Source organism: Blautia difficilis (genome assembly GCF_014297245.1).
In the GTDB taxonomy this organism is placed as follows: Bacteria; Bacillota; Clostridia; order Lachnospirales; family Lachnospiraceae; genus Blautia_A; species Blautia_A difficilis.
In genome coordinates, this window is sequence record NZ_JACOQG010000015.1 from 1 (window position 1) to 14,766 (window position 14,766).

General features: G+C 45.4%; 9 protein-coding genes. All 9 read left to right on the top strand.

Annotation, left to right across the window (positions count from 1 at the left end):
• The first annotated feature begins 116 nt into the window (after positions 1–116).
• A complete protein-coding gene (locus tag H8Z82_RS10090) occupies positions 117–4,175 on the top strand; it encodes a fibronectin type III domain-containing protein (protein WP_186995046.1) in 4,059 nt (1,352 codons plus the stop codon).
• 58 nt (positions 4,176–4,233) lie between these two features.
• A complete protein-coding gene (locus H8Z82_RS10095) occupies positions 4,234–4,575 on the top strand; it encodes a hypothetical protein (RefSeq protein WP_117844730.1) in 342 nt (113 codons plus the stop codon).
• A 9-nt stretch (positions 4,576–4,584) separates the two neighbouring features.
• Positions 4,585–4,806 (top strand): hypothetical protein, encoded by a 222-nt coding sequence (locus H8Z82_RS17140; RefSeq protein WP_156331203.1) that lies wholly within the window; start codon positions 4,585–4,587, stop codon positions 4,804–4,806.
• Positions 4,807–4,931: 125 nt separating this feature from the next.
• Complete coding sequence (locus H8Z82_RS10100; RefSeq protein WP_186995047.1) at positions 4,932–7,469, top strand: Ig-like domain-containing protein; 2,538 nt, start codon at positions 4,932–4,934, stop codon at positions 7,467–7,469.
• Complete coding sequence (locus tag H8Z82_RS10105; RefSeq protein WP_243176443.1) at positions 7,466–8,716, top strand: DUF4430 domain-containing protein; 1,251 nt, start codon at positions 7,466–7,468, stop codon at positions 8,714–8,716. The genes H8Z82_RS10100 and H8Z82_RS10105 overlap by 4 nt, the downstream gene beginning before the upstream one ends.
• Positions 8,709–9,701: an energy-coupling factor transporter transmembrane component T gene (locus H8Z82_RS10110; protein ID WP_186995048.1), complete on the top strand. Its 993-nt coding sequence runs from the start codon at positions 8,709–8,711 to the stop codon at positions 9,699–9,701. The genes H8Z82_RS10105 and H8Z82_RS10110 overlap by 8 nt, the downstream gene beginning before the upstream one ends.
• The gene (locus tag H8Z82_RS10115) at positions 9,698–11,455 is read left to right on the top strand and encodes an ABC transporter ATP-binding protein (RefSeq protein WP_118330059.1); all 1,758 of its coding nucleotides are present in this window, start codon (positions 9,698–9,700) and stop codon (positions 11,453–11,455) included. Before H8Z82_RS10110 ends, H8Z82_RS10115 begins: the two co-directional genes overlap by 4 nt.
• Entirely contained in the window at positions 11,434–12,324 is an 891-nt protein-coding gene (locus H8Z82_RS10120; protein ID WP_243009328.1) for an ECF transporter S component, read from the top strand. Before H8Z82_RS10115 ends, H8Z82_RS10120 begins: the two co-directional genes overlap by 22 nt.
• Positions 12,311–14,446 carry a fibronectin type III domain-containing protein gene (locus H8Z82_RS10125; RefSeq protein ID WP_178761952.1) on the top strand — a complete coding sequence of 712 codons (2,136 nt, stop codon included), beginning with the start codon at positions 12,311–12,313 and terminating at the stop codon, positions 14,444–14,446. The genes H8Z82_RS10120 and H8Z82_RS10125 overlap by 14 nt, the downstream gene beginning before the upstream one ends.
• The last annotated feature ends 320 nt before the right edge of the window (positions 14,447–14,766 follow it).

Genomic DNA, 14,766 nt, shown 5'->3' on the forward strand with positions numbered 1-14,766 from the left:
CCCCCCCCCCCCCCCCCCCCCCCCCCCCCCCCCCCCCCCCCCCCCCCCCCCCCCCCCCCCCCCCCCCCCCCCCCCCCCCCCCTTTTACCATATTTTTCAATAATAATGTTGTAAATGTGATAGGTGTAAAATTTACAGATTTAACTGATGAACAACAATCTATTATTGAAAAATATGGTATAGAAGTAGTTTTGCCATCTGATGATGTAAAGAAAGATATAAAATCTGCTACAATTGATACGAGTTTTTTAGGCGAACGTCCATTAAGCGTAGAATGGATTAATATGCCTATTTTGAAATTTGCAGATGGAAAAGAAGCACAAGCAGAAGAAGATGGGTATAGTTTCAAAGTTGAAGTAGTTGACGGTACTGGTGAAGTTGTAGACAATGGAGCTAAGGGAAACTCAAGTAATCCAAGTAATTGGCCATCTTACTATGAAAAAGCTAAAAAGGCTTGTAACATTATTATGAACTATTGCCAAAATAAAAATGCCTTTGGATCTAAAGAATCCCCATCCTATGAAAATACAGATATTTGGGCCATTTTTACAGCAGCTAGATGCGGCTATATTCCATATGGAGATACAAATTATTTTGACAAATGGTTTGCAAATACCAAAGAGTATTTGCAGTTACTTAAAAATCAGGGAACTGATGTTTCTCAATGGAAGACAACAGAACTTTCGAAATTAATTTTAGCTATTGAAGCTATTGGATATGATCCAAGGGACATTTCGTCTGTAGACCTTCTTTCGGCAGTTGGATCAAGAAAAAGCACAGAACTTACTTACACAACTGTATATGCTATTAATGCAATAAAAGCAGGTGGGTATACCGCTGACACTTTTAAAGATACAGAACTTAACCAATGGGCACATGATACAGCAAAAGCTTTGTCAAATGCCGAAGACAAAATTTTTGCAAATGCCGACAATACCATAGGATGGCAGCCACTTATTTTCTGGTACAAAAAGCCTGGTTACGATGATGTAACAGAAGCTGTAGACAAGGCATTACATAAGCTTCCAGCAATTGCACAACGTTCAACAGGTTCATTCTGTACACCAGGATTTGAAACAGGATGTATGTCTTATGGAAACAACGCATGGAATGATGCACAGGCAATGCTTTTTGCAGGAACATTTGGTGTAAATGTTTTAGATTCTTCCAGTGGATATACTAAGAATGGAAACAATATTCTTGATGCATTCTTTGATTTGGTAGATGTAGACGGAGTTCTGGATGGAAGTATTCATGGATTTACAAACTATGATGTACCACAGATTGCCCGTGGTTTGGATGCATTTATCAGACAATACGAAAATACCGCAAGCTTCTGGGAGTTTACAGACGTAAAAGTCCCAACCAAGTCCGTCAACGACATGATTCTTGCCCTTAACGATAACAGTACAAAAGAAGAAATTGAAGCAGCAAGAAACGCTTACAATGCATTAGACGAAAAACACAAAGCAATCTTTAACAAAGACACACTGAGAAAGCTTCTTGCAGCAGAGAACGGTAAAGGTGATTCTATTACAAAAGTAATCGCAGCTATTGATGCTCTGCCGGCAGCAGATAAGCTGACATTGGAGGATAAGGATGCTGTAGTAAAGGCAAGAAATCTTTACGATGCACTTGATGATGAAGCAAAATCTGTAATCTCCAATTATTCTAAGCTGACAGAAGCAGAAGCCAGGATAAAAGAACTGGAGAAGGGGCAGACACAGAAAGAAAAGGATAAAGCAGCTGCTGAGAAGGTGGTTGCGGCAATTAATGCACTTCCTTCTTCAGATGCATTAACCCTTGATCCGTATGTTCTGCAGCTTCTTGACCGCGTACAGGCAGAGTACAATGCTCTTACGGATGCGCAGAAGGCTCTGGTTACGAATTACAGTACGTTACAGTATCTGAGAAATCTGATCCCTGATCTGAAGGCTGCGGCTGCAGTTGTTGATAAGATCAAGGCGATCGGTGAGGTTACTTCCGATAATTATCTGAAGAAACAGGCTCTTGTAGTGGAAGCCAGAACGGCTTATGATGCCCTGACAGCAGATCAGAAGAAGCGTGTGACAAACTATGCAGAGCTTGAAAAAGCAGAACTGTTTATCAGCAGACAGAGTACAGATGAGAAGGTTGCTTATGTGATCTCCTTTATCGATGAACTGAATATCACTACTTCATCTTCAGGCGCTCTTTCTGACGGACCTCTGAGACTGACAGAGAAGAATAACAATGTTCCGACAGAGAAGATCTGGAATGACTGGAAGGCTTATGTGGTAAATGCAAGAGCATTGTATGATACGCTTGATGACCAGCAGAAAGCCCAGGTTACAAATACAGCTTCTCTGGAGAAAGCAGAAGGTTATATTTACCAGCTGAAAGCCGATGCACTCAAGGCAATGCTTAAAGCACTCCCGGATGCGCAGACAGTACGTGGATATGAGGCACCTCAGCCGACTACAGTTCCATCAGCACAGGAGGCAGCTTCTGTTGAAGAGGAACAGGCGGTACCGGCACAGTCTGAGGGATCTGATTTCTCAGATGGAAGTGCGGACGCATTCAGCAGTGATGCAGTTGATGAGCAGGCAGCTGAGACAGTGGATATCCCTCAGGCAGAAGCAGCAGAAGCTGAAGATACTGAAGATGTCCAGACAGATGTTGATTTCTCCTCTGATGAGGAAGTTCCGGCAGCAGGTGATACCTCTAAGCGTGAACTTACAGAAGCAGAGCTGAAACAGATCGCAGAAGCCAAGAATGCTTATGACAGATTAACAGAAACAGAAGAGAAGAAATTCAGAAGCGAGAACACCGCACTGGTTGAGAATATGGAGAAGCTTCTTGCCATGGCACTGACTTATGAGAAAGGCCAGAGTGCATATCAGCAGTTCTTCGCAGATGAAGCAGCACAGATTTATGCAACAGTAAAAGATCACCCGGTAGACAGAGATTCCTACGCAGATGTTAAGGCTTTCCTTGACCGTTATGCTAAGGATTATCAGGGACAGGAAGATGCCATGGCAGGCCTGAAAGTCAAAGTCGGCAGTCAGGAGATGACTTTTGCAGAGGTTATCGCAGCACTGACGGCACAGGCTGACAAGGCAGGTAAGGACATTTCAGATGCACAGCAGGCAGATGAGTGGATCAGCAATCTTCCGACTGCCGTTACCAAAGAGAACATTGCAAATGTAGAAGCAGAGCTTGCAGCACTTCAGAAGCTGATTGACGGCATGAGTGTGGAAGGCAAGTCCTACATGTGGAATGCGAAGCAGTTAGAGCTGATCAAGACGATCGTGGCAGATTACCACATTGAACTTGCGGGTAAACAGGGTGCATTTAAGGCAGATATGCCTGCAGATCTTCAGACAAAGGCAATCAACTATAAGACTGTCCAGATCAGCTGGAGCAGCGTGGATAACGCAGACGGATACATGGTATACCGCAGAACTGCAGACAGCGGATGGAAGAAGATCGCATCCCGGGTAACAGACATTTCCTATAAGGATCAGAAAGCAGTTACAGGAACAACCTATTATTATACTGTTAAGGCGTACTCTTACGCATGGGGCGAGATGACTGTAAGCAGCTATGACAAAGATGGTGTTGCAGGAAAAGCCAGACTTGGCAAAGTAAAGATTGCTACGGCAAATTCTGAAAGCTACAGTACGATCCGCGTAACATGGAATAAGGTTTCCGGTGCAAATGGATACAGAGTATACCGTTCTACTTCAAAGGATGGCAAATATGCAGCCATTGGTTCTACTGCAAAGAACAGCGCAGTTACTTTCCTTGATAAGAAAGCAGTTACCGGTAAGACTTATTATTACAAAGTACGTGCTTACCGCAATGTAAGCGGAAAGAAAGTATACGGAAGCTATTCAGCAACAGAGAAAGCAAAGGCAGTACTTTCTGCTCCGACCCTGTCCGCAGGCTCAACTTCAAAGACAGCAGTGCTTGAATGGAGTAAGGTAAAGGGTGCCGATGGCTATCAGGTATATGCCAGCGATTCCCAAAATGGTACCTATACCCGCATAAAGATCACCAAAGGTACAGGTGCGACAGACGAGAGCCTCCTCACCGGAAAGACCCGTTACTATAAAGTACGTGCTTACAGAAAAGTAAACGGAAAAGCAGTTTATGGCTCTTTCTCAAAGATTAAAAAAGTAACTGTTAAATAATAAAATCAGTATGCAGTGTGTTATCAACACACTGCATACCCCAAAAGAAGATAAGAGAATGAAAAAAGCATTTATAATTATAATTTTATGTATGATTTTGCAAATTTTTACAGTTACTGTATATGCAAATGATAGCAATGTAAATATTGTAAGCGCTGATAATTATGAATCGCGGGAATTTAATCAATGGAAGCGCGCTAAGTATAATTTTTCATTTAATGTATCTACCGAAAAGAAAACTATAAAGGCATTATGTAGTGCTGTGTTAACTGCAACTGGAACAGCAATTACAGCTATGTATGGTTCAAAATTGCGCGTGATTATATCAATATATTCAGATTCAGCAAGAACAAAATTAGTTTCTGAATATAAAATGTCTACAGATTCCTATCCTGTATAATTTATATATATGAATAAAATAAAAATATTTTTGCTGACTATTTCATTAATGTTTTTGGCGAGCCTGGCAGCTATATTTATATCAAGAGAATTTATATTCCACAATAAAATTTCAGATTTGAGCTGCCTGTTAAACATATGGAAAGATACTTATGGATGGAATTTTCTGATAAATGTAATAATCGCTCTGATAATTGCTGCAAAATTTGGAAAGAATGATACAAAAAAATAAGGCAGATGTCCTTTCTACCTGCTATATGACAGGGGGAGAGTCATCTGTCATTTTGTAATTTCAGGAATTGCGGGTGCTATTTTACCCGGATGTAATTTTTTAGATTAAAAACGCGGAGGAAACAAATGAATAAACAATGGATGGCACTGCTTCTCAGTACAGGAATTGCTGTGACCGCATGTCCTGTACCCGCAGCCCAGATGCCACCGGCTGAGCAGATACACGGGGAGGCAGAAGAAACTTCTGTCCCTGTACAGCATGATGATTCTGACGACAGAGAAACTGCGAATGAATTCCAGTCTGACACCGAACCATCTCAGTCAGAGACAGACGATGGCGCGGCCGGAAATGAAGAAGAAAATAATGAAGCCGGTGAAGAAAAGCTGGATATACCAGCCATGATTTCCTGTATTCAGGAAGCAGCGGCGCTCGAAGAAATTGATCTGTCCTCAGAAACGGTCTCGAAGTTCTTTCTTGCCAGTGACACCTATGACAGTCTGACAGAAGAGGAGCAGGCAGAAATTGATGCCGGAGTCAAAGAGGCTCTTGAAACTGTCCGAAACCGTATTGCGGCACTGATTTCTTCTGACAGTGGAGTGACCGCCACGGGAAATCCCTGGTATGTGCAGACCCATGTGCAGGAGAACCCGGATCAGGAACAGACTATACAGGAGCTCTCCGAAGCATATCCGGGGACTCTTCCACAGCTTCTTTATGATATAAATATTTCCTATACGGATATCCGTACGGGAGAAAGCTATCAGCCAATGACGATGATCTCTCTGACCTTTCCTGTTCCGGATGGCTATGAGAGTCTGACGAAGCCGAGGATCCTTAGAAGTACCGGGGATTCGTTTATGGAACTGACTCCTCAGACGACAGAAGATAACTGTTTCTATCTGGATAGTGCCAGAACTTTAAACCATCTGATCATTGCTGACTTTCCCGCAGGACTTCAGGGAATCTCTCTTAACAGTAAATCCGTTAAGATCAACCGGGGGCAGAAATACACCCTGAAGGTGGTCCCGGTACCGGAATCGGTTACGGAAGAGTATACAGTGACATGGAAAAGCAGTGACACTTCTGTTGCGAAAGTAAGCAAAAAGGGAGTTGTCACAGCAGTAAAGAATGGCAAAGCTACGATTACCGCTTCTGTAACACAACACCCGGAAATGACGGCCTCCTGTAAGGTAACGGTCATGCAGGGAGCAAATGCCCTGAAGAAATCGGTCAGTCAGGTTATGGCAGAGACCAGCGCCTATATGCGTGCAACAGATACCAATCCTTCTGTTGGCAGCGAATGGTATGTGCTTGGACTGGCGAGAGGCGGTTTAAGCCTGAAGGAGAAATATTTTTCTACCTATTATAATCACACGGCAAATTATATCGAGGAAAAGAAGGGAATCCTTACCAATACTTCCAAATATACAGAGTATTCCAAGAGAATCCTGGTCCTGACCTCAGAGGGGAAGGATGCCCGCAATGTGGGTGGTTACAATCTATTTCAATATATCTCTGATTTCAGCCTTGTGAAGGAACAGGGATTAAACGGTCCGATCTGGGCACTCCTTGCCCTTAACTGCCACCCGGAATATTCTTTCCCGGAGAACCCGTCTGCGAAGGAGCAGAATTCGGAATCTGCGCTGGTGAATTTCCTGCTGCAGAGTGAACTCCCGGGTGGCGGATGGACGCTGATGGGAAGTAATGCGGATTCTGATATTACCGGCATGACACTGCAGGCGCTGGCACCGTATTATCATAAATCAGGTTATGAGAATGTGACTGCTGCCATTGACAGAGGGCTGAATAAATTGTCGGAAATGCAGAATGACAGCGGCGGATATTCCACGATGGGTGTGGAGACAGAGGAGTCCTGTGCGCAGATCATCACGGCTTTATGCAGCCTTGGGATTGACCCGGAGACAGATTCGCGTTTCATCAAGGGCGGTCACTGGACAATAGAGAATCTTCTTTCCTATCATATCGATGGAAGTGGATTTATGCATGTAAAGGCAGGTGCCGGAAATAACGGAGGTGCGGCAGCAGGTACTCTGGACGGGATGGCTACAGAGCAGGGATATTATGCACTGGTTGCCTACCAGCGCCTGAAGGATGGCAAGACGAGCCTTTATGATATGTCAGATGTGAGTATCAAAAAAGGTGGCAAGGGAGATGGTTCCGGTACCGGTCTGAAAGAACCCACGCCGATTCCTACCCCGACGCCGGTTCCTGCCACAACACCGTCAGGCGGCAATACGAAAACGCCGGGTGGATCTGGGAAATCTCTGGGTGGTAAGTCTTCCGGCAGCAAAAGCTCCACGGGTTCCGAAAGCTCAGGAAAGGATAGTGGCTCTGGTTCAAAGGATTCTAAAAACAGTAAATCAAAGAACAGTAAGTCATCAAAGGATAAGAATTCCGGCGGCTGGGATTTCGAAGCAGAGCCTTATACAGAGTCGGAAGAGACTTCACAGATGGATACCGGTGAGGATGGATATCAGGAAACTGCCGGGGAGAGTGGAACCGGAAGTCTGACCTCAAAGAAGAAAGAATATGGTATGATCTTTGGTTTTGCGGCAGGCGGTGCTCTGGCGGGAGGACTGGCAGGCAGCGGCATTAAGGCCGGAGTGAGGGCTCTTATTAAGAAGCGGAGGAAGAAGAAATGAGGATAAAGAAAAAGGGACTTGCCCTGTGGCTTGCACTGTTTCTGGGGATAAGTTCGCTCTCAGGTTGTGGCGGCGGGGATGACGGCATGACACAGCTTTCCGAAAAAGGAGCTGAGATCTTAAACAGCACGGAGGAAGATTCTGATACAGATGTGGAACCTTTGAAGCAGAAAACAAAGCTTCCTGAGGACGGAATCATCACCCAGGCACAGATGGAAACGATCGCCGGAAAGGACGAAAAGTATTATTTTACCGGAAAAACGGACAGCGGGATCAGTTATAAATGGACTTACAATGGAAGCCAGATTCAGAATCCGGTGGAGCAAAAACTTCTGGTACAGTGCAGTGAAGATGGAACAGAAGAGGTAAAGAAGCTTGCCAATGATGCGCCTTATGCGTTGAAAGTCACACTGGAGAAGATGAATCTGGCAGCGCCTGCGAAGCTGACCCTAAATCTGAAAGAAAAATGGGACGCGGATAAGGTTCTTTACTGTCTGGAAGAAGATGGAAAGCTTTATCAGCTTGATACTGCAAAGATTACTACCAGAGAAACCGGAAAGAAAAAAACAGAGCGCACAACACTTACCTTTAACGTGACTAAGACAGGAGGAGATTTCTATCTGATCGGCGGTTCTACCACAGGTGAATCTACGGATGAATCCGATGACAAATCCAAGGGCACTGCTGATAATAAGGATACACAAAACGGTGAAAATTCCACTGGAAGTTCTGGCGGTCAGTCCAGCACAGATGGAAATACCAGTTCCGGACAGACAGACTCTTCCGGCGATGGAACAGGCAATACAGACACTTCCGGTGGCGATGACAGCTCAGATACAGCCATGACCTGTACTTTCTCTATCGAGTGTTCTACGATCCTGAATAACTGGGATGATCTGAAAGAGTCCAAGGCAGAATTTGTGCCTGCGGACGGCTGGATCCTGTATCCTTCGGAGGTGGAGTTCTATGAGGGGGAGACGGTATTTGATGTGCTGAAGCGTGTATGTAATCAGGCCGGTATTCAGATGGAGTCGGAGTGGACACCTATGTATAACAGTTATTATGTATCCGGTATCAATAACCTGTATGAGTTTGACTGTGGCAAGGATTCCGGATGGATGTACTGTGTCAACGGCTGGTATCCGAATTATGGCTGCTCGAAATATACGCTGGAGGACGGCGATACGGTAGAATGGCGTTATACCTGCAATCTTGGCAGGGATGTGGGGGATCAGTATTATGACTGATGCTTTTTCCAGGTGCCATCCTGTTTTAAATTTCTTTTATTTTGCCGTGGTGCTGGGGTTTACCATGTTTATCCAGCACCCGGTTTACCTGGCAGTCTCTTTTGTGGCTGCCACAGCTTACTCCATGTGGCTTAACGGAGTAAAGAAGGTTCTGAAGATCAATTTTCTTCTGACGCTACCGAGTCTCCTTATCGTGGCACTCTTAAACCCGATGTTTAACCATTACGGAGTCACACCGCTTCTTTATATAGAAAGCAGCGGAAACTGGGTTACGCTGGAGGCAATGGTATATGGAATCGTTCTGGGATGTGTACTTTTTATTATGATTTTGTGGTTCTCCTGCTATAACCAGATCATGACAAGTGATAAATTTATCTATCTTTTTGGCAGGATTATCCCTGCGATGTCTCTGATGCTGTCTATGGCGCTTCGGTTTGTGCCTCACTTTATGGCCCAGCTGAAGGTGATCCGCAATGGACAGAAATGCGTGGGGATGGATGTGAGCAATGGCAAATGGTTTAAGAAGATCCGTTATGCGTTAAATATGGTGTCCATTCTTGTCACATGGGCACTGGAAAATGCGATTGAGACGGCTGATTCCATGAAAAGCCGCGGCTATGGGTTAAGAGGACGTACGGCTTTTTCTATTTACCGTTTCAACAGAAGGGATAAACTACTGGGAACTATGCTTGTCGGGCTTTGTGTGATTTTCGGATATGGATGCTGCCGGGGAGCTGCTTTTGCACAGTACAATCCCAGAATCCTGCTTGCCGGTTTTACTGTTTTCGGAAGGGTTCCGAAGCAGTCGTGCAGTCCGCTGCTGGCTGCTGTCACATTTGTCAGCTTTGGCGTGTTCTGTTTTCTGCCGCTGATTCTGGATCTGTGTGAGGAATCTGCCATGAAGAAAAGCAGAAGCCATATGCGGGGAGAGATGGCAGTGACCTACAGAAAGATTTATGAAGATATGGAAGGAGAAGCGAGATGAAGATAATAGAAGTGAAAGATTTTTCCTTCTGTTATGCGAATGGCAGCAGGGAGTCACTGTCTCATGTGTCACTGGATGTGGAGGAAGGTACGTTTAATGTGCTGTGCGGTAAGAGTGGCTGTGGCAAGAGTACGCTGCTTCGCCAGCTGAAGTCGGATCTGGCTCCTTTTGGCAGCAGTTCCGGGAAAATCTGTTATTATGGGCGGGATTTAAAGGAAGTCGGCCACCGGCAGCAGAGCCAGGAAATCGGCTATGTACTGCAAAATCCTGAAAATCAGATCGTGACAGATAAGGTGTGGCATGAGCTTGCGTTCGGTCTGGAAAGTCTGGGATATGATACGCCTACGATCCGTCTGAGAGTGGCAGAGATGGCGAGCTATTTCGGGATTCATCAGTGGTTTTATAAGAATGTCTCGGAACTGTCCGGAGGGCAGAAGCAGCTTTTAAACCTGGCGGCGATCATGGCTATGCACCCGAAACTTCTGATTCTGGATGAACCGACTTCTCAGCTTGATCCGATCGCGGCTTCTGATTTTCTGGAAACGGTGAGAAAGATTAACCGGGATATCGGCACTACCATAATTCTGACGGAGCACCGGCTGCAAGATGTCATCCCATGGGCGGACAGGGTATATGTGATGGATAAGGGCAGTCTGCTCACGCAGGGGGCACCACGGGAAATCGGTGAGTTTCTGAAGAGGGAACATCATGGAATGTTTCTGTCCATGCCGGTTCCCATGCAGGTTTATGCAGAGGTAGAAAATGATCTGCCATGTCCGCTGACTGTAAGAGAGGGAAGGAACTGGATCACACAGGTGATGGCAGCAGCTTCTGATACAGTTTCTGTTTGTGAAGAAAGTTATTTTTGTAAAAATAAACAAAAACTGCAAAAAAAGCTGAATACAGTCAGAGATAAACTGCTGCCTGGTTCCAAAAGCTCTATGCCACCGGCTATTGAGGTAAAGGATGTGTGGTTTCGTTATGAAAAAGACGGAAAGGATGTTGTGCAGGATCTGAACCTGGAAGTAAAGCAGGGAGAATTTTATGCGCTTGTCGGTGGAAACGGAACGGGGAAAAGTACGACTTTATCGCTGATCAGTCGTGTCCGTGCTCCCTACAGAGGCAAGATTCTCCTGAATGGGATTGATATCCGCAGGTATACGGATACCCAGCTTTACAGAGGGTATCTGGGTGTGCTGCCACAGAATCCCCAGAGCATGTTTATCAAGAAGACAGTCCGGGAGGATCTGTATTCTATCATCGGTGGGGCAAAGGAGAAGAAATCTTCCGAATACACTGCCAATATGAGGAAGGCAGAGGCAATCGAGGGAATCGTAAGTCTGACCAGACTGGAAGGACTGCTTGACCGTCATCCGTATGATTTAAGCGGTGGAGAACAGCAGCGTCTTGCACTGGCTAAGGTTCTGCTGTTGCAGCCGAGGCTTCTTCTGATGGATGAACCAACGAAGGGGCTGGATGCAGAATATAAACAGGAACTGGGAGACATTTTAAAGAAGCTCAAAGCTCACGGGATCACTATCTTTATGATCTCGCATGATGTGGAGTTTGTCGCAGAATATGCAGACAGGGTCGGCCTGTTCTTTCAGGGAAATGTGGTGACGTGTAAGAGTGCAAGGGATTTCTTTGCGGGAAACAGCTTTTATACGACTGCTGCCAATCGCATGGCAAGGCATTATTTTCCTGATGCTGTTACCGGAAAGGAGGTGGCTGCGTGCTTGAAGGCAAGGCTTTAGACCAGTTTATGGACCGTTTCTTCGGGGATTCCTGTGCACAGAGCCTGCCCGGGGAAGAGGAATCCGGACAGGAATTAGAGGAATATGAACTGAAAGAGGATGGAATCATTATCCAGCCGATCCATAAAGGAAAGATTGAGAAGCGTACCTGGATTGGTCTGATCATGTTTCTGGCTTTTGTTCCGCTGGTGCTTTTTATCCTGGTTCATAAGTTTCATGGTAAGCATGATGTAGTGATCAGTCTTTTAATACTTGCCTATGCCACGATCCCGTTCTTTATGGTATTTGAGGGCCGGCATCCACAGGCAAGAGAGATTATGGTCATTGCCGTAATGGCGGCTCTTGGGGTCGCAGGCAGGAGTGCTTTCTTTATGATCGGAAGCTTTAAGCCGATTGCGGCCATCGTGATCATTACCGGGGTTTCCTTAGGTGGTGAGGCGGGGTTTCTGTGTGCCTGTTTGATCATGATGATCTCAAATATGTTTTTCGGGCAGGGACCGTGGACACCCTGGCAGATGTTTTCCTATGGAATGATCGGATATCTGGCAGGAATCCTTTTTCAGAAAGGGATTCTCAAAGCCAGGAAGGTGGATCTGTGTATTTACGGATTCTTAAGTGTATTTCTGATCTTCGGCGGGATCATGAACCCGGCATCTATCCTGATGGCATATGGACACATCACAAAGAAGAGCCTGATCGCATTTTATATCTCAGGTGCGCCGGTAGATCTGGTGCAGGCAACTTCTACAGTGATTTTCCTGTGGATCCTAAGCAGGCCACTGCTGGAGAAACTGGAAAGAGTAAAAAGAAAATACGGGCTGCTGCAGCGGCCCGAAAATAAGGAGGAAAATGAATATGGCAAAGAATAAGCTATGGCAGGCCATTAAGGGGCTGACTCTTGCAGCCGGAATGGCAGTGGGGATTTTTGCGCTGGGACAGACCGATGTTCTGGCAGATACCCTGACGCTGACTGTGGAAAAGAACACGATTGGCCAGGGTATGATCCTGGATCCTGTACAGGTGGAATTTACGAAAGGAGAAACCTGTGCAGATGTTCTGCTCCGCGGGTTAAGTGAGAACGGGATTACGCCGCTTTATGACACAAATACAAGTTATGGTTTCTACTTAAGGGGAATTGCCAACTGTGACAGTGGAAGCCTGAATCCACCGGCATGTATCCAGAAGGTTCTCTCCGAGACTTCTACCTGGACCGGTGATGCCTATAAGCTTACTGGTAACAAATATGCACCGGATCTGACAGAATTTTCCTATTGTTCCGCTTCCGGATGGACATATACCCTTGATAATGTATTTATGGGTGTCGGAATGGGTGCGAGCCATCCGTCAGACGGAAGTGTCCTGCGTGTTATGTTTGCCCTTTGCGGCGGTACGGACATTACAGGATGTGATCCGTATAATAATAACAGGCAGATTTTTGAGGCGGCAGATAAGAGCGAGCTTATCCGCATGATGGGAAAGGCAAATGCAGAGCGTTCCAGATGGTCCCAGGTCAGCGGATTCTCCGGCGCATATGCCGAAGCGGACAGTGCGCTGACTACGCTGGATGCGTCCGCAAACAGAGTTTATGAAGCGGTTCAGCTGCTTAAAAGTATTGAGTCAAAGCTTCCGGCAGCACCGAAGCTGATCAGCTTGAATGCTTCTGATCTGACTCTTACAAAGGGAGATAGCTATACACTGACTTATACGATTGTTCCGTCTGATGCGGTGGGAACTGTAAGCTGGACTTCTTCCAACAGTTCTGTTGCAAGCGTAAACAGTGGTGTGGTAACAGCAGTGGGAGAAGGTTCGGCGGTAATTACTGCGAGAGTTTCCGGAAGTGTCTATGCGACCTGCAATATTTCCGTTTCTTCCAGACTGGTCAGTGTGACAGGAGTGAGTATTTCTCCGTCCAGCCTGAATCTCTCAACCAAAAGTGGTTCCAGGACACTGGATTACATGATCACGCCGAATGGAGCAAAACCGTCCTCTTTGTACTGGGAATCTTCCAACTCTTCTGTAGTAACCGTAGATGGCTCCGGCAAGGTAACTCCTGTGGGTGCCGGTTCTGCAGATATTACACTGACTACGGACAATGGAACGAAAGGCACCTGCCACGTGACTGTTACAGCACCGGCACAGAGCATTGCTTTGAGTGACAAAACGCTGACTCTGGCAATTGATCAGGGAACCTATACCCTGACCTGGACGTTCAGTCCGAAGGGAAGCGGCGGGGAACTGGTATGGACCTCTGATAATGCAGGCGTTGCCAAAGTAGACCAGAAGGGTGTTATCACACCTGTTTCTGTAGGAGAAACCGATATCCGTGTAAAAACCGATCAGAATGTAACCGCAGTATGCCATGTAGTTGTAAAGGGTACTGCGAAAGATCTCTTTGCAGCAGGAATGCCAGAGATCACAACCTGCAAGGCGGCAGGAAATACAGTTCTTCTTACATGGAATAAATATGAAAATGCAGATTCTTACATTATTTTAAGACGTAAGATGGGTGAAAGTAAATTCGCAAAGATTGCTACGGTCAAAGACCTCTCCTATACAGATACAGCGGTTTCTCCGTCAACTCCTTATTATTACAGTGTACAGGCTGTTTCCACCAAATGGGGCGGCGCCATTAAAAGCAGTTATGACAAAAACTTCTCTGTAACAATCAATGGAATTGCACCGACACCAACTCCGGCACAGACAGTAAAACCGAAAACCCCGGCTGTCACAGTAACTGCCGGTAAGAAACAGGCTACACTGAAATGGAAAAAGGTAAGCGGTGCCAAAGGGTATGTAGTATACCGTGCCACATCCAGATCCGGTAAATATAAGGCAGTATCAACGATTAAAAAGGGAAGCACTGTTTCTTATATAAATAAGAAGCTTACGTCTAAGAAAACATACTATTACAAGGTGCGGGCATATCGTACCGAAAACGGTAAAAGAATATACAGCAGCTATTCTAAAGCAAAGAGCGCTAAGATCAAATAATATAAATTCACACAAGTCCAGTGTGTTAGAAAGCATATTGCTGTGAACAGAAACGATGTTAGAGCGTGTTTGAAAAATTAAAAATATAGGATTGTGCTATTTAAGAAAATATGTTATATAATACAATATATAGAGAGTTAATTCTCTATTCGCATGATGAGATGAGTGACGGTTCTGACTCATCGGTAAAATAAATATAACCGAGAGATGAGATGAGTGACGGTTCTGACTCATCGGTAAAATAAAATATGACCGAGCGAAGAGCATAACGAGAGGGAGTTCATTTTCCCTCTCGTTTATATGTATATAAGGAGAATAAA